This window comes from Micromonospora sp. 050-3 (assembly GCF_046549335.1).
Lineage (GTDB): Bacteria > Actinomycetota > Actinomycetes > Mycobacteriales > Micromonosporaceae > Micromonospora > Micromonospora trifolii.
Genome location: NZ_JAJPVX010000003.1, coordinates 571651 through 595777 on the forward strand (window position 1 = coordinate 571651; position 24127 = coordinate 595777).

The 24127-nt window shown below is 70.5% G+C and carries 14 protein-coding genes; 10 read left to right on the plus strand and 4 right to left on the minus strand.

Going from position 1 to position 24127, the window contains the following annotated elements; all coding sequences use genetic code 11:
* Positions 1 to 5: 5 nt before the first annotated feature.
* A complete protein-coding gene (locus ACLJOK_RS30750) occupies positions 6 to 1505 on the minus strand; it encodes a protein kinase domain-containing protein (RefSeq protein ID WP_410821996.1) in 1500 nt (499 codons plus the stop codon).
* 165 nt (positions 1506 to 1670) lie between these two features.
* On the opposite strand from ACLJOK_RS30750, the gene ACLJOK_RS30755 reads away from it, so the two are divergent.
* The 9 genes from ACLJOK_RS30755 (at position 1671) to ACLJOK_RS30795 (ending at position 19564) form a co-directional block, all read left to right on the plus strand.
* Complete coding sequence (locus ACLJOK_RS30755) at positions 1671 to 2504, plus strand: patatin-like phospholipase family protein (protein WP_410821997.1); 834 nt, start codon at positions 1671 to 1673, stop codon at positions 2502 to 2504.
* A complete protein-coding gene (locus ACLJOK_RS30760) occupies positions 2504 to 3508 on the plus strand; it encodes a 1-acyl-sn-glycerol-3-phosphate acyltransferase (RefSeq protein ID WP_410821998.1) in 1005 nt (334 codons plus the stop codon). Before ACLJOK_RS30755 ends, ACLJOK_RS30760 begins: the two co-directional genes overlap by 1 nt.
* A gap of 21 nt (positions 3509 to 3529) precedes the next feature.
* Complete coding sequence (gene cutA, locus ACLJOK_RS30765) at positions 3530 to 3850, plus strand: divalent-cation tolerance protein CutA (protein WP_091406014.1); 321 nt, start codon at positions 3530 to 3532, stop codon at positions 3848 to 3850.
* 48 nt (positions 3851 to 3898) lie between these two features.
* Positions 3899 to 7360, plus strand: coding sequence for an SCO7613 C-terminal domain-containing membrane protein (locus ACLJOK_RS30770; protein WP_410821999.1), 3462 nt, complete (start codon positions 3899 to 3901; stop codon positions 7358 to 7360).
* A gap of 136 nt (positions 7361 to 7496) precedes the next feature.
* Positions 7497 to 8546 carry a fatty acid desaturase family protein gene (locus tag ACLJOK_RS30775; protein ID WP_410822000.1) on the plus strand — a complete coding sequence of 350 codons (1050 nt, stop codon included), beginning with the start codon at positions 7497 to 7499 and terminating at the stop codon, positions 8544 to 8546.
* Positions 8547 to 8939: 393 nt separating this feature from the next.
* A complete protein-coding gene (locus ACLJOK_RS30780; protein ID WP_410822001.1) occupies positions 8940 to 17591 on the plus strand; it encodes a DNRLRE domain-containing protein in 8652 nt (2883 codons plus the stop codon).
* Positions 17591 to 18046, plus strand: a complete 456-nt coding sequence (locus ACLJOK_RS30785) for an SMI1/KNR4 family protein (protein ID WP_410822002.1) — start codon at positions 17591 to 17593, stop codon at positions 18044 to 18046. The genes ACLJOK_RS30780 and ACLJOK_RS30785 overlap by 1 nt, the downstream gene beginning before the upstream one ends.
* A 73-nt stretch (positions 18047 to 18119) precedes the next feature.
* The gene (locus ACLJOK_RS30790; protein ID WP_410822003.1) at positions 18120 to 18413 is read left to right on the plus strand and encodes a 4a-hydroxytetrahydrobiopterin dehydratase; all 294 of its coding nucleotides are present in this window, start codon (positions 18120 to 18122) and stop codon (positions 18411 to 18413) included.
* Positions 18410 to 19564: an FHA domain-containing protein gene (locus tag ACLJOK_RS30795; RefSeq protein WP_410822004.1), complete on the plus strand. Its 1155-nt coding sequence runs from the start codon at positions 18410 to 18412 to the stop codon at positions 19562 to 19564. The genes ACLJOK_RS30790 and ACLJOK_RS30795 overlap by 4 nt, the downstream gene beginning before the upstream one ends.
* A 53-nt stretch (positions 19565 to 19617) precedes the next feature.
* On the opposite strand, the gene rocD is transcribed toward ACLJOK_RS30795, so the two are convergent.
* The 3 genes from rocD to ACLJOK_RS30810 form a co-directional block, all read right to left on the minus strand.
* Positions 19618 to 20832 (minus strand): ornithine--oxo-acid transaminase, encoded by a 1215-nt coding sequence (rocD, locus tag ACLJOK_RS30800; RefSeq protein WP_354943239.1) that lies wholly within the window; start codon positions 20830 to 20832, stop codon positions 19618 to 19620.
* Positions 20832 to 21647 carry a dimethylargininase gene (ddaH, locus tag ACLJOK_RS30805; RefSeq protein ID WP_410822223.1) on the minus strand — a complete coding sequence of 272 codons (816 nt, stop codon included), beginning with the start codon at positions 21645 to 21647 and terminating at the stop codon, positions 20832 to 20834. Before ddaH ends, rocD begins: the two co-directional genes overlap by 1 nt.
* A 398-nt stretch (positions 21648 to 22045) precedes the next feature.
* Positions 22046 to 22948: a thrombospondin gene (locus tag ACLJOK_RS30810; protein WP_410822005.1), complete on the minus strand. Its 903-nt coding sequence runs from the start codon at positions 22946 to 22948 to the stop codon at positions 22046 to 22048.
* A 328-nt stretch (positions 22949 to 23276) separates the two neighbouring features.
* Between ACLJOK_RS30810 and ACLJOK_RS30815 the strand changes: the two genes are divergently transcribed.
* On the plus strand, positions 23277 to 24086 hold the full coding sequence (locus tag ACLJOK_RS30815; RefSeq protein WP_410822006.1) for an Fpg/Nei family DNA glycosylase: 810 nt from the start codon (positions 23277 to 23279) through the stop codon (positions 24084 to 24086).
* Positions 24087 to 24127 lie beyond the last annotated feature (41 nt).

Genomic DNA, 24127 nt, shown 5'->3' on the forward strand with positions numbered 1-24127 from the left:
CCGGGTCAGGCCCCGGTCGCGCCCAGCTCGGCGATGGCGGCGTCGAGCCGAGAGGCGTACGCCGGGCTGATGCCACCCTCACCGAGGCGGACGGCGACCTTGGTGCGCAGCCGGGCCACCGGCGGCGCCAGCTCTTCGCGGCCGGAGCTGACAGCCACGGTCAGGTTGCGCAGCTCGTTGCGCAGGTCGAGGGCCACGTCGTCGCGGATCTCCCCGGCGCTCAGCCCGGCGCCGATCAACCCGTCGACCCGGTTCGCGACAGCGGTCAGGGTGCCCGGGTTCGAGGTGGGCGCCCCGGTGGTCGGCTTCGTCGACGGCGCCGTGGCCGGCGGGGTCGACGTGATCGGCGCGGACGACCCGGGAGCGGGCGGGTCGGTCGACGGTGTCGTCGCCGGCCCGGCGGAGGGCTGCGCCCGGCGGGTCGGCTGCTGTTCGGGCAGCAGGGCCACGCCGGCCACTGTCACCCCGACGGCCAGCACCAGCAGCAACACCAGCCGCCGCCGCGACCAGCCCGACCCGGTCGCCGGCCCGCCCACGCCGGAGGAGGCCCCGCCGTCCGAGGTGCCGCCATCCAGCCGCGCCGCCGCCGGGACGCTCGCCGTCGCGACGGCGGGCGACTGCGGTGGCAGAGGCTGGGTGGGCACCCGGATGGTCGCGGTCGGAGGCTCGGCGGGCAGCGCGTGGTCGCGGAGCGCGGTGGCGACCTGCCGGGCGGTCGGACGATCGGCAGGGTTCCGGGCGAGGCTGCGCAGGCAGATCTCGGCCACCGGTGCGGGCAGGTCCGGTAGGTCGGCCAGCGTCGGCGGCGGACCACTGGCCAGCGCGGCGCTGAGCTGCTCCCAGGTGTCCGCCGGATACGGGACCCGGCCGGTGAGCGCCTCGTGCAGCAGCACGCCGAGCGAATAGACGTCAGTGGACGGTTGGGCCGGCGCGCCGTCGAGGCGTTCCGGGGCGACGTACGCCGGGGTGCCGAAGGTCTCGCCGTCCTCGTCCTCGTCGGGCGCGCCGATCCGGGTGGCGATGCCGAAGTCGAGCACCTTGACGCCCGTCCCCGTCATCATCACGTTGGCCGGGGTGATGTCCCGGTGCACGATGCCGAGCCGGTGCGCGGCGGCCAGCGCGTCCGCTACCTGGGCGCCCACCTGCACCGCCTCGGTCCACGGCAACGGCCCCTCGGTGAGCCGCAGCTTCAACTCCTCGCCGCTGAGCAGCTCCATGACCACGAACGAGGTGATCGAGCCGTCCGGGTCGACAGTCTCGCCGTAGTCGTGCACGGAGGTCAGGTGCGGGTGCACCAGCTGGGCGGCGGCCCGTGCCTCCTCGCGCACCATGCCCCGGAACCGCGCGTCGGCGGCCAGTGACGGGGCGAGCACCTTCAGCGCGACCACCCGGTCCAGTACCTCGTCCCGGGCACGCCAGATGACCGACATGCCACCGGCGCCGATCTGGTCCAGAAGTCGGTATCTGCGAGCCAGCAATCGGCCCGGATGCAGCGCTGCCTTCACGGATCGCACCTGCCTCAGGGGTGGGAGCGGTATCAGGTTGCGCGAATGCGTCCGGCCTGTCAACGCCGTCGGCGCCGGCCGTCGGCGGACGGTGCGTGCCGTGCGCTGACCGCCGGCCGACGCCGGCTCACCGGTCGGCGGCGGGCCCGTGCCAGGATGAGAGACATGGCGGGGGGACCGGTGGCGTTCGTGCTCGGCGGCGGGGGAGTGCTGGGCGCGGTCGAGGTAGGCATGTTGCGGGCCCTGTTCCGCGCCGGCATCCAACCCGACATGGTGCTCGGCACCTCGATCGGAGCGGTGAACGGCGCGCTGGTCGCCGCCGACCCGTCCGAGGCGGTGACCGACCGGCTGGTCCGGCTCTGGGCCTCACCGGAGGCCAGCGAGGTGTACGGCGACTCGGTGGCCCGGCAGCTGCGCCGCTTCGCCGCCCGCACCCACCTGCACTCACCCCGGCCGCTGCGCCGCCTGTTGGAAAGCGAGCTGGGGGTGGACACCACCTTCGCCGACCTGCGGGTGCCGTTCCGGTGCTGCGCCGCCCACATCGAGCGGGCCGCCGAGCACTGGTTCGACACCGGTCCGGTGGTGCCGGCGGTGATGGCGTCGGCCTCGGTGCCGGGCCTGCTGCCGCCAATGGAGATCGACGGCGCGCACTACGTGGACGGCGGGATCGTCAACTCCATCCCGATCGGCGAGGCCGTGGCCGTCGGCGCCCGCCGGATCTACGTCCTTCAGGTGGGTCGGATCGAACGGGAGCTGACCCCGCCCCGTCGGCCGTGGGAGATCGCGCAGGTCGCGTTCGAGATCTCCCGCCGGCACCGCTTCTTCCGGGAGATGGCGGCGCTACCCGAGGGGGTGGAGGTGCACGTGCTGCCGACCGGCGGGCTCAACCCACGCGACGACACGCCGTGGGCGTACCGGGACATGGCGGCGGTGGGACGGCGGATCAGCCGCGCGTACACCGCCTCCCGTCGCTACCTCGCCACCCACCTGGAGCAGTGATGCCGCTGCCTCCCCGGTGGCTGCGTCGGCTGCTGTTCGCCCCCGCGGTCGTGCTGCTCGCCTTCCTCGTGGTCACCACGTTGCCGGTCTGGGCGCTGCTCGCCGTGGCCGCGTCCCCGTTGGTCCCGGGCCGGTTGCGCCCGCTGCGACTGCTCTGGATCGGCTGCTTCTACCTGGTCTGGGACGCCGCCGCGCTGCTCGCGCTCTTCCTGCTCTGGGTCGTCTCCGGCTTCGGCTGGCGGACCCGGTCGCCGGCCTTCCAGCGCGCGCACTATGTGCTGGCCGGCTGGTTCCTGCGGGTGCTGTTCTGGCAGGCACATTGGACTCTGCGGTTACGCATCGACGTGGTGGGCACCGACCCGGACACGGCGCTGCCCGGCCGGCCCGAGCTGGTGCTCTGCCGGCACGCCGGGCCCGGCGACTCGTTCATCCTGATTCACGGGCTGGTCAACTGGTTCCACCGCGAGCCTCGGATCGTCCTCAAGGACAGCCTCCAGTGGGATCCGGCGATCGACGTGCTGCTCAACCGGCTGCCTAACCGGTTCATCGCGCCGACCCCGGAGCGCGGCGAGGAGACGGTACGCCAGGTCGGACACCTCGCCACCGGCCTGGACGACAACGACGCGTTCGTGATCTTCCCCGAGGGTGGTAACTTCACCCCCCGCCGACGGCTGCGCGCCATCGCCCGGCTGCGCTCCCTCGGCCTGGAACGGATGGCCCTGCGCGCCGAGCGGATGCGCCACGTGCTAGCCCCGCAGCCCGGTGGGATGCTCGCCGCGCTGGACGCCGCACCGGACGCCGGGGTCATCTTCGTCGCCCACACCGGACTGGACCGGATGCTCACCGTCGCCGACGTGTGGCGTGAACTGCCGATGGACAAGCGGATCGTGATGCGGTTCTGGTCCGTGCCGCCGGAGGACGTACCGACCGGACGGCAGCAACGCATCGACTGGCTCTTCGATTGGTGGGCACAGATTGATGCCTGGATCGCCGCTAATCGGTAGATGTCCGCGTAGGGTGCGGGCGTGGACGAGATCTGCGTGGTGACAACGGTGGTGGATGCGCGTTCGGTCGCCGACGTGCTGGCGGCTGCGGCCGTCGCCGGCAGGCTCGCCGCCTGCGCCCAGGTGGGTGGTCAGGTGGACAGCACCTACTGGTGGCGGTCCGGGATGGAGACGAGCACCGAGTGGTCGGTGCAGTTCAAGACCGCACCGGATCGGCTCACCGCGTTGCTGGACCAGATCCGGGTCAGCCACCCGTACGAGGTGCCGGAGATCCTGGTGTCCAGGGTGGAGAGCGGCAACCCCGACTACGCCACCTGGGTGTACGAGCACACCCGATCCTGAGTACGCGCACTCTGGGTCGCACCCCGCTCGGTTGTCGATGATGACCGGGTGGACGACACCCGTTACCCCTGCCCCGCCTGCGGTGCACCGGCCGATCTGAGCGCCGGTTGCTCCGGCTGCCGACGCGCCCCCGACCCGATCGCCGCTGAGGTGGTTCGGCTGAGCCGGGAGGTCGCCGAGCTTGAGCCGCAGGTGGAGCGGGCTCGCCGCACGTACACCGAGTTGGCCGGACGGCTGTCGACAGTGTCCGGGCGGCGGGCCGAACTGGCGGCGGTCGTCCGCGCCGGGTTGGCGGCCTCGGTCGTGGCGCACCCGGCGCCTCTCGCTGGCCCGCCGCCGTCAATCGGCCCGGGTCCCGGGGTCGCGACGGATTCGCGGCCGGGTGCGGCGGAGACCTCGACCCGGACGGTCCAGGGTCTGCTCTTCGTCCTCGGTGGACTCCTGCTGGGGACCGCGGCGGTGGTGTTCACAGCGGTCGCCTGGGCGGCGGTGGGGGTCGCGGGGCGGGCGTTGATCCTGGCCGTGTTCACCGCTCTCGCTCTGGGTGTACCGCTGCTGGCGGTCCGCCGAGGGCTGCGCGGTACCGCGGAGACGTTCGCCGCGGTGGGGTTGCTGCTGGTGGTGCTGGACGGTTACGCGGCCTGGTCGGTGGACCTGGCTGGCGTGACCGGCTGGCCGGGCAGCCGGTACGCCGCGCTGGTCGGGGGGGCCAGCGCGGCGGTCGCCGTGGCGTACGGCCGGTGGAGCGGGTTGACGGGGCCGTGGTTCGCCGCCCTGGTGGCCGCCCAGCCGGCGTTGCCGCTGCTCGCCGCCGAGGCCGGGCTGGGTGCGGCGGGGTGGGCGTTGGTCCTGCTCGGGGTGGCGTCGTTGAACCTGGCCGTGCTGACCGTGCTGCGTGGCCGGGAGGGGGCGGCGCAGCTCGTCGGCCGTGTCCTTGCCGGCGCGGGTCACGTCGCCGCGCTGGTTGGCGCCTCGGCGTGCGCGGTGGTGCCGTTGGTCAGTGGGCGGGCGGGGGGCTCGCCACTGCTGGCCGGGGTGCCGCTGTTGCTGGTCGCGCTGACCGGGTTCGGCGCGGCCTGGTTCGTCGGGGGGCGGGCGCTGCGGGCGGTCGCGGCCGGGCTGCTGGTGCCGGTGCTCGCCGCCGCCCTGCTGCGTCCGGTGGCGGAGCTGCGGCCGTCCCTGCTGCTGCTCGCGGCGGCGACCGTGGCGCTGGGCATGGCCGCCGCCGTGCGGCTCCTGCCGGCGGCGGCCGGGGCGGCGCTGGACGGTGGCGGCGGTTGGCGGACGGGTCCGCGGGCGGGTGCGCTGTTCGTCGCGGCGGGCACGGCGCAGGTCACCGTGTTGATCACCATCGGGCTGGCGCTGGCCGCCGTCGGCCGGTCGCTGCCGCCCTGGGGCGGGGCTGGGACGGGGCCGGACCTGCGCTGGGGTTGGCAGCTGGCACCTGCTGTGGCGCTGGCGATCGGCGCGACGGTGCTGCTGCTCCCTCGGAACACGCGGACGGTGCTCGGCACGACCGGCGCGGTGGCGGTGCTGTTCGCCGTGCCCGCCGGCTGGACGGCCTCCTGGCCTCAGATGGTGGCCATCGACCTGGTCGGCGGGGTCGCGTTGCTGCTCGCCGTGCTGGCTCGCCCGAGCACCCCATCGGTCGCCCTGCGCACCCGTGCGCTGGGTGGTGCCGTCCTGCTCGGGCACGGGCTGCTGGTCGCCCTGGCCACCCCGACCGGTGCCCTGGTGGCGCTCGGCGTGCTCGCCGTGGTCGGGCTGGCGCTCGCCGTCCGACGGGGGGCCGGCGCGTACCGGGAGGTGGCCGGTGTGGGTCTGCTGGTCGGGCAGCTCGCGCTGCCCGGGATCGCCGCGGTGGCGGTGTTCGCCGCGGGCGGGCCGTCCTGGTGGCAGGCCCGGCTCGCGCTGGCCGCCGCCGGGCTGTCGTTGGTCACGGCGCTCGCGGCCCGCCGTCACCGGGTGGAGCTGATCGGGTACGCGGTGACCGGTGCCGTCGCGGCGGTGGCCGTGCCCGGCCTCGCGCCGCTGGTCGGCGCGGGTGACGAGCCGCTCGCGCTGTACGCGGCGCTGGCCGCGCTGGGCGTCTGCTGGCTGCCGTCGGCGAGCGCCTCGGGTCGGGCGGCCCTCGGAGACCGGCCGACGGCCGACGAGCGCGAGCCGGCCCGGTCGGCGCTGTTGCTGGCGTCCGGCGGAACGTTGGCGGTGGTCGCCGTCCTGGCGGCCCTGCCGACGGTGCTGACCGCGCTCGTGTCGCCCGACGGCGGCCGGGACCGGGTGTGGTCGGGGGTCCCCACTATCGGCGCCGACCCGACGGTGCTCCCGGTCGGGTTCGCGCTGGTCGTGCTGGCGCTGGCCGGGGCGCTGGCCGGTCGGCGGGTCGGCCTGCCGGTGCCGCCCGCGCTGCCGTTCGTCGCGGCGGCGCTGCCGGTGCTGCTCATGGCGGTCGGCGCGCCGTGGCCGGTGCTGCCGGCCGCCGTCCTGCTCGCCGGCCTGGGCGCGCTGCTGTTCACCGCGCTGGCCGCGGCCCGTCCGGAGCTCGCACCGGTCGCCGTGCCGGTGGGCGTGGTGCTGGTGGCCTCCGGGGTGCTCGGTCTACTGGCCACCCGGGCCGGGACGCTCGCGGCCGAGGGGGCGCTGCTGGTGGCGGCGGTCGCGGTCACCGTCGGGGCGCGCAGCTTCGCGGTACGGGTCGCCGGTTGTCTCGCCGCCGTGGGTGCGGCGTCCGCGTTGGCGGTGACCGCCCCGCTCGCCGGTGGGCTGCCGTTGCGGGCTGCCGCGTACCCACTGCTGGCGGTGGCCGCGTTGGTGCTGGCCGCCGCGGCGGTCACCCCGGAGCGGGCCCGGCTGGGACGGGTGCTGGACGCCACCGCGCAGGCCGTCGCGCTGGTGGCGGCGGTGCTCACCGTCGGGGTGGCACGGCACCTCGCCACCGTCTGTGTGCTCTGGGGTGTCGCCGTGGCGCTGCGGCTGCTGCGCCGGGGCGAACCGGCCGGTCGGCGGTGGGCGTTCGCCGGGATCGCCGCCGGCAGCGAGTTGCTCGGAGCCTGGGTGCTGCTGGCCGCCGGTGGGGTGACAGTGCTGGAGGCGTACACACTGCCGGCCGCGGCGCTCGCCGTCGGTGCGGGTCTGCTGGCGCTGCGCACCCGACCGGGGTTGACCAGCTGGCCGGCTCTCGGCCCGGGGCTGGTCGCGGCGTTGCTGCCCAGCCTCGTGTCGGTGCTGGCCGGGGCGGACCCACAGCCGTGGCGGCGGCTGCTCCTCGGCGCGGCGGCGACCGGCACGGTGCTGGCCGGCGCGACCCGCCGCTGGCAGGCGCCGGTGCTGCTCGGGGGTGGGGTGCTGACGCTGTTGGCGCTGCACGAGCTGGCCCGGGGGTGGGACCTGCTGCCCCGGTGGATCTATCTGGGGGTCGGCGGGCTGGCGCTGGTCGGGCTCGCCGCCACCTACGAGCGGCGTCGACGTGACCTGGCCCGACTGCGCGCCACGGTGGCCCGACTGGGTTGAGCCGCACCAGCGGGGGTAGGGCTCTCCCTACCCCCGATTCGGGGGTTGTCGGGGTTACTCAGCGCTACCGCGATTGGGAGACTTGACATTAAGCCCGAACCATCCTGGTACGGGCGCAAGCGGAACGGGAGCAGCGATGGCGCTCGGAGCGGTGGCGGAACCGCCGGTACGACGGCGAGGTAGTGACTACGCACAGTTGTCCCGACGGATCAGCCAGGCGGGCCTGCTGGAGCGGCGTCCCGGCTGGTATGTCACCCGCATCGCGTTCACCTTCGGTGCCTTCGTGGCCGGCTGGGTGGCAGTGTTCCTGCTCGGCGACTCCTGGTGGCAGCTTCCGCTCGCGGCTTTGATGGCGGTGGCCACCACCCAGGTCGCGTTCCTCGGTCACGACGCAGGGCACCGCCAGATGTTCCGTCGGCGTGGCCCCAGCGAGTTGGTGGGGCTGCTCGCCGGCAACGCGGCGGTGGGGCTCAGCTACGGCTGGTGGGTCGACAAGCACAACCGGCACCACGCCAACCCGAACCACGAGGACGAGGACCCGGACGTCGGCGCGGGCGCCCTGGTGTGGACGCCCGAGCAGGCGTTGGAGACCCGGGGGTTCGGCCGTTGGATGGCTCAGCGGCAGGCGTACTTCTTCTTCCCGATGCTCCTGCTCGAGGGCCTGAACCTGCACGTGGCGAGCATCCGGGCGATCGTCGGTCGGGAGAACGGCAAGTACACCGTCCCGATGCGGCACCGGGCGGCCGAGGCGGCGTTGCTCGTCGCGCACACCGCCGCTTACGTGGCGCTGCTGTTGGCGGTCATGTCCCCGGTCAAGGCGCTGCTCTTCGCCGTCGTGCACCAGGCGCTGTGGGGCCTCTACATGGGCTGCGCGTTCGCGCCGAACCACAAGGGCATGCCGATGCCGACCGCCGAGGACGAGCTGGACTTCCTGCGTAAGCAGGTGCTGACCTCCCGCAACGTGCGCGGCAGCGTACTGGTGGACACCACGCTCGGCGGTCTCAACTACCAGATCGAGCACCACCTCTTCCCGAACATGCCCCGCGCCAACCTGCGCCGGGCCCAGCCGATCGTGCACGCCTTCTGCGTCGAGCAGGGCATCCCGTACGCCGAGACCGGACTGGTCGAGTCGTACCGGCAGGCGCTCGGTCACCTGCACGAGGTGGGGCGGCCGCTGCGCGGCTGAACGGAATTGGCCGCTGCGCGGCTGTTGCGAGGACTGATCGATGGGGCGGCATCTGATGATGCCGCCCCATCGTCGCGTTTCTGACCCGACATCTCCGCTCCGGGCGGGAAGCATCCGGTAGATCCGGTTGTTCCCAATATTCGTATTCCACCGCCATTGCTCCCGCCTCGGCAGAAAATTGTCATGGGTCAATAGTTGCCATGGTCAATCTAAGCTTGCTAGGTTCACTGCGGCACCCACGGGGGCGCTGATCCGACTCATTCTCTGAGCCTCGTCGCGGTGTCCGGCGCTGTTTCCGCGCGCCGATTTTTCCTTCGCGGCAGTTCCACCGGCGCGAGCTGTGCCGGGGGCAAATCGTGTCTTTCGTCGTCGGCATCGCGTGAAGGAAATCACATGAGCATTGTCGGTAATGGACGCCGCCTAATTGCGGTACTGGTCGGTGTCCTGCTGGTGGTTTCGGGCAGTCCCGCGTACGGGCGCCCGGCGGCTGACCCCAAACCGGCACCCCGGCCGGGGACTGTGTTGCGTCCGCCAACGCCGCTTGGCCGCGAGGTGCCGCCGACCCCGCCGGGTCCGGCGAAGGTCCTGCCCTCGGTGGCCCGGCCGGTGACTGCCGAGGCGATACCGCCGGCGCGCCGGGTTCGGGAACTGGTCGACCGCCGCACCGCGAGCACCAAGGTCTACCTGTTGGCCGACGGTCGGATGCAGGCGGAAGCCAGTCGTGAGCCGGTCCACTACCGCGACGGCAAGGGTCGCTGGCAGGACATCCAATCGACAGTGTCCGCCGGTGACCGGGCGGGTTATCCGTATGCCGCCACCCGGAACACGTTCGTGGGCAGGTTCGGCGACCGCAGCGACCGGGTGCTCTCGTACTCGATGGGGGGTTACGGGTTGACCCTCGGGCTCGCCGGCAGCGCGCGGGCCCTGCGCCCGACCGCGAAGGGCACCCGGGTCACCTACCCGGGCGCGGTCGGCGGCGCCGACCTGGTCTACGAGGTGACACCGTCGGCGGTCAAGGAGCAGATCGTGCTGGCCGCCGCGCCGAGCGGGCCGGCGACGTACACGTTCACGCTGGACACGGATTCGGTTCGGGTGGTGCCGGAGGCGGACGGCTCGCTGTCGTTCTTCGCAACGGACCGGCAGGGTCCGGCGTTGTTCACGATGCCTCGGCCGTACATGTACGACAGCGCCGACGACGCGACCTCGGTGGTCGGCAAGGCGATGAGCTACAAGGTCAGCCAACGGGTCAGCCAGCAGGGTGGCCGCACGGTGGTGACGGTCGCGGCGGATGACGCGTGGCTGCGCGACCCGGCCCGCAAGTACCCAGTGGTGATCGACCCGACGATCAAGGTGCAGCCGACGTTGAGTCAGGCCCAGGACGTGATGATCGCGTCCGGTGGTCCGACGGAGAACTTCGACAGCACCTGGAAGCTGTCCGCCGGCGCCTCCACGGGGGGTACGTTCCGCGCCCTGACCAAGTTCGACCTGTCGAAGGTGCCGGCCAACACAGTGCTGGACTCGGCGCAGCTGCAGATGTACTTCGATCAGGTCCACGGGGGCGCCGACGAGGCGTCGATGGCGTTCGAGGCGCGTCGGGTGACCGCGGCGTGGAACGAGACCACCGCGACGTGGGGCACCATGAACACCAAGTTCGCCGAGGTCGGGGAGAACCGCGAGCAGGTGGACGAGGCGGACGGCGCCAAGGTGTCGGCCAGTGGTGAGTGGGTCGGCGCCACGGCCACCGACCGCAGTCAGGCGAACAACGGCGCGTACCGGTACAACGCCGACGCGTCCACCGGGCAGACGTTCACCTGGGTGCCACGGCTGACCGAGGATGGTCAGTACGAGGTGTACGTGCACTACGTGCCGGGATCCGACCGTGCCACGAACGCGCCCTACACCGTTTTCTACGACGGCGGCTCGGTGGTCAAGACGGTCAACCAGACCACCGGTTCCGGCAATCAGAACTGGGTGTCGATCGGCACCTACGGGTTCAAGGCGGGCACCACGCACAAGGTGGTGCTCGGCGACGTGGCCAACAAGAAGGTCGTGGCCGACGCGGTCCGGCTGGTCAAGCGGGCCGAGGTGACCAAGCCGCTGCACCAGACCAACGCCTGGCACAGCTACAGCGTCCGCTCGACGGTGCAGGGCTGGCTGGACAACCCCGCAAGCAACTACGGCTTCATGGTCAAGGGCAAGGACGAGTCGAACAAGAACGGCGGCCCGCGGTACGAGTCCGGCGACTTCTCCTACGGTGGCGAGGACGACCACGGCCCGAAGCTGCTGCTCACCTGGGGCAAGCCCGGAGTCGCGCTGAACGCGGTGACCACCGTCCGGGCCACCGGCGCGGACCTGTCCTGGTCGTCCTACACCGACCCCTCGTCGTCGCCCGATGACGACCTGGTCGAGTACCAGGTGCACTCCAGCAAGACGCAGAACTTCATGCCGAACGCGTCCACCCTGGTCGCCCCGATCCGACCGGGCCGCACCACGTACTCGGACACCCACGCCACGCCCACGCCGGCGAACTCGGCGAGCCAGTTCGGCGACGCCTACTTCTACATGGTCGCCGTGCGGTTGCGCGACGGAACCGTCATCCCGGCGCAGACCCAGATGGTGCGGCTGCCCAAGGCCGGCCAGGTGATCAGGTTCTTCACCGGCGCGGACGACAACACGCTGACCAGCCTCAAACCAGACAGCAACTGGGACAAGCTGGATGCCGGCGGCGAACTCCAGGTCGGCAACAAGGGCCCGATCTACGGCACCAGCCGGGTGGTGATGAAGTTCCCCAACGTCACCGGGCTGCCCGCCCAGGCAAAGGTCGTCAACGCGCAGGTCGGCCTGTGGGGCTGGTACGCCGACGGGACGGGCGTCGGCCAACAGCAGTTCCAGCTGCGCGGGCTGACCCGTGACTTCAGCGAGACCACCTCGACGTGGAAGAGCGCCCAGACCGGGATCGCCTGGTCCACGCCCGGCGGCGACGCCGAGTCGACTGTGCAGTCGTCGGTCGGCTCGGTCAACGGTGACCCGGGCTGGACCAACTGGGAGGCCGGGCCGCTGGTGCAGCGCTGGGTGGACAATCCGAGCAGCAACAAGGGTGTGCAGATCCGGCTGGCCGACGAGGCCGGCGCGGAACAGCGGTCGCTCTTCCTCTCCGCCGAGGCGGCCGAGCCGTCGCTGCGCCCCCGGCTGCGGGTCATCTACACCGCGCCGAACAGCGCCAGCACCTATCACGCGCCGAACACGCCGAGCCGGATGATTCCGGGCGACCAGTATCTGGTGCCGGTCACCGTCACCAACACCACGTCGTCGGTGTGGTCGCCGTCGGACTGGGTGCTGTCGTACCACTGGGCGCTTCAGGACGGGCCGGACGCCCCCAACGCGGGCAACCCGATCGAGACGCCCCTGCCGTCGGCGCAGGCACCCGGTGGTGTCGTCACCATCAACGCCACGGTCAAGGCTCCGAACTCCGGCAGTGACGGTGACCGCCGCGAACCGTACGTGCTGAAGTGGGAACTGCGTAACAAGAACAGCGGGAAGTGGCTGTCGGAGGTCGCCCAGATCGATCCGCTGGACCAGTCGGTCGCGGTGGAGGACCCCACCTCCGACCAGCTCGGGCTGGAGAAGTTCTACCAGTACGCGGGCGGTGGCACGGGAGCTGGCGCCACCCTTCTGGTCAACCAGTTCTCCGGTAACGCGCTGGTCGGCTACAACCCGATCAACAACCCGAGCCGCGGCGTCACCACGTTCGTCCGAATGACCTACAACAGCCAGGACACCTCCACCTCGTCGGCTGGCCTCGGCTGGTCGTTGTCCACCTCCAGCGCGGTCCGGCTCGGCTCGCCGCTCGAGTTCCGGGGTGGCGACGCGACGTGGCCGCAACAGGTCGCGATGACCGATGGCGACGGCACCACCCACCTGTTCAACCTCGACAAGCACGGCAGCGGCAATCCTGCCGACTGGCGGTACATCCAGCCGTCGGGCGTCCACCTCTTCCTGCAACGCACCGGCAGCGGTGACACCGCCGAGGCCTGGACGATGACCCGCCCGGACCGCAGCCAGTTCGTCTTCGACGAGCAGGGCTACCAGATGGCCGTTCGGGACCGTAACGGCAACCAGTTGCGCTTCACGTACGAGCGTAAGCAGGTCGGCTACCGCAACACCGCGGTGCTGCGCTACCTGACCGATCCGGACAACCGGCAGACATTGACGCTGGAGTACTACGAGCCGGGCGACGGCTACACCGCCTTCGTCGGCGGTGTCCGGCAGACCCTGACCAACCTCCAGAACTCGCGGATCATTGGCCAGCTGAAGACGATCACCGACGTGAGCGGTCGGACGATGTCGTTCGTCTACAGCGACACCGGTCTGCTGCGAGAGGTCACCGACGGCGCTGGCACGGGAGAAGCCAAGACATTCGGGTACGCCTACGACGAGTCACAGGGCGCGCAGAACGCCCGACTGACCAAGGTCACCGACCCGCGCAACTCGAACACGAAGGTCGCCTACAACGACCCCGGCGACGCGTTCCAGCAGGGCAAGGTCAACTCGATGATCGACCGGATGAACAGGTCGACGCTGTTCGAGTACCAGGACCCGGACGGTGAGACGAGTGCGGGCGTGGTCACCACCGTGACCGACCCCAAGGGCAGGGCGACCGAGACGACGATCGACGGGTACGGCCGCAGTACCCGGATCTCCAACGCCAAGGCCCAGGTGACTCTGCTGGGCTGGGACGCTGACAACAACGTGGTCCGGCTCGAGGACGCCAAGAACGCGGTCTCGACCTGGCGCTACGACCAGTTCACCGGCCTGCCCCTCGAGGTCAGGGACGCGGAGGCGGTCAAGAACAACACCCCTGGCATCCGGCTGGACTACCGGTTCGGCCTGAGCGGGCACACCGCCGAACTCACCGACAAGTACTCGGCCGAGGGCCGGCACTGGCAGTTCGGCTACGACGGGGTCGGCAACGTCACCTCGGTCACCGACCCCAAGGGCACCGCGACCGCGGCCGAGGGTGACTACACCACGCTGTACTCGTACGACTCGTACGGGCGGATGTTGACCGCGACCGATGCGAACGACGGTGTCACCAAGTACGCGAGCTTCGACGCCAACGGATACCCGAAGACGATCACCGACGCGCTGCTGAACGACACCAGCTACACGTACTCCGCGATCGGTTCCGTCACCACTGTGACCGACGCGAACCAGCACACGTCGACGTACGGCTACGACATCCTCGGCCGGCCGACCACCACCAAGGTGCCGGTCGACAGCGCTGCGGGCGTGTACGCCACCACCCCGTCGCCGGTCTACGACAAGAACGACAACGTCACCCAGCAGACCACCGCCACGGGCGCGGTGACCACCGCGACGTACGACCCGCTCGACCGGACCGCCACTGTCGTGACCGCCAAGGACACCTCCACCTCCGACGCGCCGACGACCAAGTACGAGTACGACCCGGTCGGCAACCTCACGAAGGTCACCGAACCGCGGGGAATGCTGACCACGACGGACCCGAACGACTTCGCCACCGTCTACGTCTACGACGAGCTGAACCAGGCGACCGACGTCACCGACGCCGCGAACGGCCGGCTGCACGTCGACTACGACCTGGTCGGCAACGTCATCAACGTGGTCGACCAGCGGAAGATGGCCACGTCCGACTCGACCGACTACACGGCCAAGTACAACTACGACGCCAACCACCGGGTGATCAGCACGGTGGACGCGAAGGGCTACACCACCTCGGTCACGTACGACAGGGACGGCAACACGACGTCGTCGACCGATCAGGACGGCAACAAGACCCTGATCGACTACGACGAGCGTTCCGCGGTGATCGCGCAGAAGGCGCCCTACGTCTCGGTCAACGGCACGATCACCTACCGCACCACCCGAAGCGGCTATGACGAGGTGGGCAACCGGACGACCCAAGTCAGCCCGAGGGGCGTGGACACCACCGACGACCCCGACGACTTCACCACCGTCACCCTCTACGACAAGCTCAACCGGGTCCGCGAGGTCCAGCAGCCGTACGACCGGGACGACTCGGAGTTCAAGACCCCGCCGAGCACCATCTACACCTACGACAAGGTCGGCAACCCGGAGCGGATCTCGGCACCGCCGTCAAAGGGGGAGAGCACCCGCAACGACACGGTCCAGACCTTCTTCGACACCGGGTGGGTGCGTACCTCCGAGGACGCCGGCTGGAACATCAAGACGGCGTACAAGTACGACCTGGTCGGCGCGCAAACCTCCCGTACCGTCACCGGGTCCAGCGGCACCCCCCGCGAGCAGCTCTGGACCTACTACCCCGACGGCAAGAAGAAGACCCAGGCCGACAACGGCGCGGGCTCCGGCACGCCGGGCAAGAACTTCAGCTACGAGTACGACGTCAACGCCAACCTGACCAAGATGTCGGACAGCAGCACCGGCGCCACCATCGACACGTACGCGATCTCCTACGACCCCCTTAACCAGGTCGCCAGCGTCGAGGAGAAGAAGTCCGGCACCGTCAAGAACACCACCACCTTCGGTTACGAGCCCAACGGCCTGCTCAAGCGCCGGACGCACGACACACAGATCTCCGAGTACACCTACGAGCCCCAGCGCGATCTGGCGACCGAGATCAAGAACCTGACCTCGCCGACCGACCCGAAGCCGAAGTACACCCGGTACACATACACCAAGCGGGGGCAGACCGACACCGAGACCAAGGGCAACGGGAACGTCGTCACCAACGGCTACTTCCTCAACGGCGCGGTGCAGAGCCAGGTCGAGAAGAAGTCCGGCGGCACCCTGGTCAACCAGCACACCTACGAGTACGCGGCGAACGGGCAGAAGTCGAAGGACGTCTCCCGCAAGCAGAACGCGGACAACCGGACGTCCTACCTGGACACCACGACGACGTACGCGTACGACCCGCAGGACCGGGTCCGTTCGGTGACCAAGACCGGGTCGGGCGCGACGACCGAGAGCTACGTGCACGACGCGAACAGCAACGTCATCACGCAGACCGTTGGCGGCCTCACCACCTCGTTCGACTACAAGAAGAACCGGCTGCAGTCCGCGACGACGGGCGTGGTGAGCGCGACCTACGCCTACGACCCGTACGGTCGGCTCAAGACGGTGACCGCCGACAGCACCACGCTGGAGAGCTACACGTACGACGGCTTCGACCACGTCGTCACGAACGTCAAGAACCCCGGCAACAAGACCACGACCTACAAGTACGACCCGCTGGACCGGCAGGTCGAGCGGACCTACGCCGGCAAGACCACCACCTACGCGTACCTCGGCCTCAGCTCGGACATCTCCGCCGAGCTCGAAGGCACCAAGGTGGTCAAGTCCTACCAGCGCGGCCCTGGCGGTTCGCTGCTGTCGCAGGTCAAGACCAACACCGACAACAGCCAGGAGGACTCGTACGCCGGGTACGACGGCGGCTCGGACATCGAGCAGATCACCGACGACAAGGGCGACGGGCGGGCGACGTACGGATACACCGCCTACGGCAAGAACGACAGTGGCCAGTTCACCGGGGCTGACAAGCCGGACGCGAGCAACCCCGACAACCCGGACCGGGTGCCCTACAACTCGTACCGCTTCCAGTCCAAGCGCTACGACCAGTCCACCGGCAAGTACGACATGGGCTTCCGTGACTACGACCCGGGCATCAACCAGTTCCTGACCCGGGACTCGTACAACGGAGCGCTCAACGACCTGTCGCTGGCGATCGACCCGTACACCGGCAACCGGTACGCCTTCGCCGGCGGCAACCCGATCTCGAACGTCGAGCTGGACGGTCACGGCTGGCTCGACACGGCGAAGGACGCCGTCAAGGATTACGTCGGTACGGTGGCCAGTGGCCTGAAGGACACCGCGAAGGGCGCGCTGGACACCTACGCCGAGTTGGACGACTGCTCCTCCGGCGACAGCGACGCGGCCTGCGACAGTCTTCGCGGCAAGGCCAAGACGGCCGGGGAGCAGTTCGACAAGGCCGGTGACTGCGGCTACAACAACGACAAGGCCGCCTGCGACTCGGTGAAGCAGTCCGTCGGCTGCGGCGACGACAAGTCGGGTGCCGAGTGTGCGGGCAATCTGACCGTGGCCGCGGTGGACATGTTCGCCGGCAAGGGCGCCGGCCGGGCCGGCAGCGCGGCAAAGGCCGGCACGGCCAGCCGCGCCTCGCGCGGCGGTGCCGCCGCCAACTGTCTCTCCAACAGCTTCGTGGCCGGCACGCTGGTGCTGCTCGCCGACGGCAGCACGAAGGCCATCGAGGACGTCGACCTCGACGACGAGGTGTTGGCGAGCGACCCGGAGACCGGCAAGACCGAGGCCAAGCCGGTGCGCAGCCTCATCGGGGGCGAGGGACACCGCGACCTGGTGGACGTCACCCTCGACGTCGACGGTGACGCCGGGACGTCGACCGCGGACATCGTGGCGACCGACGGACACCCGTTCTGGGTGGCCGACGAGGGCCGATGGATCGAGGCCGGGCAGCTTCTCGTCGGCGACCAGGTGGCAACGCCGGACGGCCAGACCCTGACAGTGGTCGGGACTCGGCACTGGACGCAGAGCATCGCGGTCTACAACCTCACCGTCGAGGACATCCACACGTACTATGTGCTCGCCGGCACCAGCCCGGTCCTCGTACACAACTGCAATCTCGGCAAGATTGCCGCTGATCACCGGACAAATGCGAATGGCGGCCTCGGCGTCAAGTCGGACAAGAACATCGCTGTGGCGCGAGTGCAGGTCGGAGGATCCGACAATATTATGAAGGCGACGAGCGGAAAGCATGTCAATCCGGGTGAGGTTGGAATGCCTGCCACGCGGAAATTCAATTATGGATCTCGGCCCTTTGACTCGGAGACACACATCTTCGAAACGCTGGCGGCGAACCTCAGGCCCGGATCGAAGGGAAGCGTGGATCTGTACTCGGAGCGCATTATCTGCACGAGCTGCGAGAACCTCATCGGGCAGTTCGAATCGATGTTCCCGAACATAAAGGTCAATACTTCCACCGGAGAAAGCTGATGCTTTCAATTGCCGAAATAGCCGCACGTGTCAAGGATGTGGATGCAAGTCTCGTCACCGGTCTGGATGATGATGAGATCGGTCAGCTCAGGAATTCATGGAACGTTCAGCAGCTTCCTGTGGCCTACGAGGAGTTTCTGCGGCTGATGGGCCGGGGCGCTGGTGACATTCTTCGCGGCACCGACGCATTCTTTCCAGGGATTCTTGACATGCGGGGTGCCACGGATAGATTTTTTGCAGACAACCTCGGAGGAATGCAACTGCCGATCGGTGCACTTGTGTTCGCCATGCATCAGGGTTATCAGGTCTACTGGATAGAATCTGCGGATTTGCCAGATCCTCCCGTTGTGCTGTACATGGAGGAAGAGCCGGCGCCGATGGCCTCATGGCGATCATTCACAGAATTTCTCAACGCGGAGTACGTGACCGCCTACCGGTCGCCCAGCAGGAGCTGAGCGGGCTGAGTGGCACCCTCCTCCGTCGGTGGCGCGTCCGGCTCGTCGGACGCGCCACCGGTAGGGTCTGGTCATGGCAGACCTGCTCACCGCGGAGGCGGTGCGAGAAGAGCTGAGCCGGTTGCCCGACTGGTCGGGCGACCCGACCGGCATCGGTCGTACCGCCCAGCTCGGCAGTTTCCCGGCGGCCATCGCTGTGGTGGACCGGGTGGCGACGGTGGCCGAGGAGCTCGACCACCATCCCGACATCGACATCCGATGGCGGACCCTGACCTTCCGCTGTGTCACGCACTCGGCCGGTGGGGTCACCCACCGGGACATCGAGCTGGCCGTGCGGATCGACGACATCGTCCGGAGCGCGGCATGAGATTTGAGATCAGCAAGGTGTTGGACGCCATCGAGGGTCGCGTCTGCACCGACCCGTCACTGGCCCGAGCCGTGATCGACCTGGCCGAGGTGATCCGCTACCAGGATATCGACGGCGGCCGGCCGGCCAGCCTGCTGCGCCTCGGCATGGTCATCGACGCGCTCTCCCGCGAGCTGGAGGAGGACAGCGTCCAGGTCTACGCGGTGGTGCACCGGGCGTTGCTCTCCGACGCCGACCTCACCTCCAACGAGCGGATGGTCGTCCGCCGCTGGGCCGACGACGGGCTCGTCGAGGTGCTCGACAACCCGGGCGACCGGATGTTGGAGGTCGCCGACCTGCTCGGTCTGCCGGTGCTCAGCCGGGTCCGCTTCGACGGGTTGCGCGGTCGGTTCCCCTGGCTGGTCGAGCAGCCCGGTCGGGTGGTCGCGCCGGTGCCGGGCGCCGGCGGGCCGGTGTTCATCGCGCACGTCGGTGGTGGGCACTCGCCGGTGGCCGGCAAGCGGTCGCCGACCGGCGTCAAGCTGCTGGCCCGCCAGTGGCGCTGCCCGGAGTCGGGCTGCGCGCTGTTCGGCGGTGCTGGTGGGGGTGGCGCGTTCGCCGACCTGGCCGGGGGTGCCGACCGCAGCCCCGCCGCGCAGCCGCCGCCCGCGCTGCGCAACGGCGTGCCGACCTGCCCCCGACACGGCGTACGGCTCGGTGACGCCGGCCCGCGTCCGCGTACCGAGGTGCTCGCGGTGCGCGTCGGCGGCCTGGTCCGACGGCGGTTCGTGCTCAGCGAGGAGCAGCCGATCGTGGCCGGTCGGGCCCCCGAACAGGACGGCGGGATCATGCTCGGGCAGTGGCTCAACGACGAGGCCCGGCGCTGGATCAGCCGTGGTCACGTGCGCTTCGAGCTGCGGGTCGGCGAGGTCATCGTGACCGACGTCAGCACCAACGGCTCCGGCATCCGCCCGGCCGGTTCGATGACCGAGTCGGACCGGATCCCGCTGGCCCCTCAGCAGTCCCGGGTGCTGGGCGAGAACGACATGGTGGAGCTGTACCCGGGGGTGCAGATCGGTCGGGCCGAGGAGTTGCCCACCGGCGCACCGTTCACGCCCACCTCGGTGATGGCCGAGGCCCCGACGATGGCCATGCGCCTACCCCGTCCCTGACGCGAAAGGCGGGCGCCGGAATCCCGACGCCCGCCTTTCACCAGGTTCCTGAGTCAGCCGGCCAGCACCTCGGCCAGCTGGGTCACCGCCAGGTCGATCTCCTCCTCGGTGATCACCAGCGGTGGGGCGAGCCGGATGGTGGAGCCGTGGGTGTCCTTGGCGAGCACTCCACGCTCGGCCAGCCGCTCGCACGCCTCCCGACCGCTCATCAGCGCCGGGTCGATGTCCAGACCGGCCCACAGGCCACGGACGCGTACCCCGACGAGACCCTTGCCGACCAGCCCTTCCAGGCCGGCCCGCAGCCGCTCACCCAGCTCGGCCGAGCGGCGCTGGAACTCGCCGGTCGCCAGCAGCCGGACCACCTCGATGGCCACCGCGCAGGCGAGCGGGTTGCCGCCGAAGGTGGAGCCGTGCTGGCCGGGCTTGAGCACGCCGAGCACGTCGGCGTTCGCGGCCACCGCGGAGACCGGCACGATGCCGCCGCCGAGCGCCTTGCCGAGCAGGTACATGTCCGGCACGACGCCCTCGTGGTCACAGGCGAAGGTCGCGCCGGTACGCCCCAGACCCGACTGGATCTCGTCGGCGATGAACAGCACGTTGCGTTCGGTGCAGACCTGGCGTACGCCCGGCAGGTAGCCCTCCGGCGGCACCACCACGCCCTGCTCACCCTGGATCGGCTCCAGCAGCACGGCCACTGTGTTCTCGTCGATCGCGGCGGTCAGCGCGTCCAGGTCGCCGTACGGCACGACAGTAAACCCCGGGGTGTACGGCCCGAAGTCGGCACGGGCGTCCTCGTCGGTGGAGAAGCTCACGATGGTGGTGGTACGCCCGTGGAAGTTGCCCTCGGCGACAACGATGTTGGCCTGCCCGGCGGCCACGCCCTTGACCTGGTAGCCCCACTTGCGGGCCACCTTGATCCCGGTCTCCACCGCCTCGGCGCCGGTGTTCATCGGCAGGACGAGGTCCTTGCCGCACAGCTCGGCCAGCTCCCGGCAGAAGTCGGCGAACTGGTCGTGGATGAACGCCCGGCTGGTCAGCGTGAGCCGGTCCAGTTGGGCGTGCGCGGCGGCGATCAGCTGCGGGTGCCGGTGACCGAAGTTCAGCGCGGAGTAGCCGGCCAGGCAGTCCAGGTAGCGGCGGCCGTCCACATCGGTGAGCCAGGCGCCCTCGGCGGACGAGATCACCACCGGCAACGGGTGGTAGTTGTGCGCAGTCCAGCGCTCGGCGTCCCGGACCGCTCCCGGCGTACGCAGCTTGTCATCCACTATCACTTGCTTGCCTTTCCCTGACGGAGTCGCAGCGTGCAGCACTTCGGTCCGCCGCCGGCCTTACGTAGCTCGGACAGGTCGACCCCGATGGTCTCGTAGCCCCGGTCGCGCAGCTTGGCGGCCAGGTCGGTGGCCTGCGCGGGCAGCACCACGTGCCGCCCGTCGCTGACCGCGTTCAACCCCAGCACCTCGGCGTCGGCCATCGTGGCGTGCACCGCGTCGGGGAAGAGCCGGCGCAGCACGGCCTGGCTGCCCGGGGAGAACGCCTCCGGCAGGTACGCCACGGTCCGCTCGTCGAGCACTGTCAACGCGGTGTCCAGGTGGTAGAAGCGCGGGTCGACCAGTTGCATGGTGATCACCGGGTAGCCGAAGACCTCCTGCAACTGGGCGTGCGCGGCGTGTGCCGTGCGGAAGCCGGTGCCGGCCAGCAGGTGGTCACCGGCAAGCAGGACGTCGCCCTCGCCCTCGTTGACGTGCTTCGGGTCGTACATCTCGAAGCCGGCGGCCTCGAACCAGGCCCGGTACGCCGGCGCCTCGTCGGCGCGCTGCGGGTCCCGGAACTGCACGGCCATCGCCTTGCCGTCGATCACGGTGCCGCCGTTGGCGGCGAAGACCATGTCGGGCAGGGCGGGCACCGGAGTAATCTCCTCGACGGTGTGGCCCAGGTCAAGGTACGTCTGGCGCAGCTGCTCCCACTGCCGGACGGCCAGCGCGGCGTCGACCGGCGCGCTCGGGTCCATCCAGGGGTTGATCGCGTAATCGACGGCGAAGTACGTCGGCCGGCACATCAACAGGCGCTGGCTGGTGGCGTCCATCGTCATTGTCCTGCTCCCAGGGGTCGGGCGCGCCCGGCCACCGTGGCCCACGGGCTGGCGCCGTTGCTCAACGGTATGCGGCGTCAGCGGCAGGATCCACCACTGAGAGTTGCGCAGACCGAGTATTCGTTGCGTCTGAGAGCTCTCCGACTGCGAATCGTTGCGTCAGAGGCTGCCTGGGCCGGCATTCGTGTTCCGGGCCACCTGCCGCAGGCCTCTCGCGCGGCCTTTGCTGACCGGCGGCCTCGTCGTCGGGCCGGCCCCGGAAACACTTCAGGGGCGGCGAACCGCCGCCCCTGAAAGGGTGTCGCCCGGCCGGTGAACCACCGGACTGATCGGGCTGCCGGCGAACCGCCGGCTGCTCGCCGGTGCATCACCGGCGAGCGGAACAGTGCCCGCTAGAAGCGGTCCACAAACTGTGAGTCAAGCCACTCCCGGAAGCGCGACACCCAGTCGCCGTCGGTGGTCGGCCAGTCGAACTGGCCGGTCATCGCGAGCACCCCGATCACGACCGCGGCCAGCCCGATCAGCACGCCGAAGAGCGCGTCGGTCTTGCCGGCGACGTGCCGACGACGGGTGGCCATCAGGCCGAGCACCGCCAGCACGGCACCGAAGGCGCCGAGCCCGATGCCGTACCCGGCCAGGGTCCCGGTCAGCACGAACATCGCGGCGACGACCGACACGATCAGGCCGAGGGTGGCGAGCAGGCTGGCCCGCGGCTTCGGGCCACGGGTCACCGGCGGCTCGGGCGTGCTCATGCCCGGGGTCGGGTCGACCGGCCGGTCGGTGGTGACCCGCTCGGTGGTGTCGGGCTGACGGGTGGTGCTGTCGACGTCGGCGTCCCGCTCGGCGGTGCGCGCCACGGTCGGGGCGACGGCGGGCCGGGACTCGGTCTCCACCTGGGCGGTGCCGGTGCGGGGCTCGGGCGTGACCGGGCGGGTCGTGCCGTTCAGGGGCTCGGGCGCGACGGGGCGGGCCGTGCCGTTCACGGGCTCGGGCGCGACCGGGCGAGCGGTGCCCCGGGGCTCGGTGTCCGCCGGTCGCGCGGTGGCGGCTCGAGCCACCGCCGCCCGCTCGTTGGCTCGCCGCTCGGCCTCGCTGGTCTGGCCGCCGGTCGCGCCGGCGCTGCGGTACGTCGTCTGGTCGGCGTCCCGGTCGGTGACCACCGGGCGACCGGCGCTGTCGTCGGACTGACCGGTATCGGTGACCGGGTTGTCGCGGCCGTCCACGCGGCCGTCGAGGTTCTCGTCCCGCGTCGGTGCCGGCTCGGACCGGCGGGACAGCGAAGGAATCCTGACCACTACACACCTCCTGATGAATGCGTGGTGGCCGACGGAAAGGGTGGCACCCACGCGGTGTCGCCCCTCAAATACCCACCTGGGCGTTTCCTGACACCAGTCCTGGGTACGGCCGCCGAAACCGGCCTTGACCGGCCCTGGTCCCGGCGCGGCCCGGCCTTGATCGACTCGGCTTTCTGGAAGTCGGGGTGTCCCGCCGACCTGGACGCCCCGGTTTCTTTGAACCCGAGTCGATCAGCACGCGGCGGGGCCCGAGTCGATCAACGCGGCGGCGGGCCCGAGTCGATCGGCGTGCGGTCTGGTCGGTCGAGGCTGGCTATCCTTGGCACCTGTGCCAGAGGGACACACGATCCATCGCCTGGCGGCCCGGCACGCCGAGTTGTTCGCCGGGGACAAGCTGCACGCCGCGAGCCCACAGGGCCGCTTCGCCGAGGGTGCCGCCCGGCTCTCCGGGACGGTGCTGGAAGGCACCGAGGCGTACGGCAAGCACCTGCTGCATCATTACGCCGGCGAGCTGATCCTGCACGTACACCTCGGGCTGTATGGCAAGTTCACCGACGGGACGGGGGAGCCGCCGGATCCGGTCGGGCAGGTGCGGCTGCGACTGGCCAGCGACCGGCACTGGCTCGACCTGCGCGGGCCCACGGCCTGTGAACTGCTCACCCCACCCGAGGTGGCCGCGCTGCGGGACCGCCTCGGGCCGGATCCGCTGCGTGCCGACGCCGACCCGGAGCGGGCGTACGCCCGGATCGCCCGCAGCCCCACCCCTCTCGCCGCGCTGCTGCTGGACCAGTCGGTGGTGGCCGGCACCGGCTTGATCTTCGTGACCGAGGCGCTGTTCCGGGCGGGGCTTTCGCCCACGATGCCCGGCCGACAGTTGAGCAGGACCGGCTGGGACGCGCTCTGGGCGGACCTGGTCGGGCTGATGCGGCTCGCGGTCGAGCAGGGCCGGATCGACACGGTCCGCGACACGCACCTGCCGGAGGCGATGGGCCGGCCGGCGCGGGTGGACCGGCACGGTGGCGAGGTGTACGTCTACCGCCGCCCGGGAGCGCCCTGCCACGTCTGCGGCACCGAGGTCAGTCGAGGCGAGCTGGCCGGCCGCAACCTCTACTGGTGCCGTACCTGCCAAACCCCCTAAACCCCCCTGCCCACCCCGCGCCCCGCCCCCGCCCCCACCCT

Excerpts from the sequence above, each read along its gene's own strand:
- ACLJOK_RS30790 (WP_410822003.1), top strand. The coding sequence starts at position 18,120 with ATGGCAGACCTGCTCACCGCGGAGGCGGTGCGAGAAGAGCTGAGCCGG.
- ACLJOK_RS30755 (WP_410821997.1), top strand. The coding sequence starts at position 1,671 with ATGGCGGGGGGACCGGTGGCGTTCGTGCTCGGCGGCGGGGGAGTGCTG.
- ACLJOK_RS30760 (WP_410821998.1), top strand. The coding sequence starts at position 2,504 with ATGCCGCTGCCTCCCCGGTGGCTGCGTCGGCTGCTGTTCGCCCCCGCG.
- ACLJOK_RS30775 (WP_410822000.1), top strand. The coding sequence starts at position 7,497 with ATGGCGCTCGGAGCGGTGGCGGAACCGCCGGTACGACGGCGAGGTAGT.
- ddaH (WP_410822223.1), bottom strand. The coding sequence starts at position 21,647 with ATGGACGCCACCAGCCAGCGCCTGTTGATGTGCCGGCCGACGTACTTC.
- ACLJOK_RS30785 (WP_410822002.1), top strand. The coding sequence starts at position 17,591 with ATGCTTTCAATTGCCGAAATAGCCGCACGTGTCAAGGATGTGGATGCA.
- ACLJOK_RS30795 (WP_410822004.1), top strand. The coding sequence starts at position 18,410 with ATGAGATTTGAGATCAGCAAGGTGTTGGACGCCATCGAGGGTCGCGTC.
- ACLJOK_RS30780 (WP_410822001.1), top strand. The coding sequence starts at position 8,940 with ATGAGCATTGTCGGTAATGGACGCCGCCTAATTGCGGTACTGGTCGGT.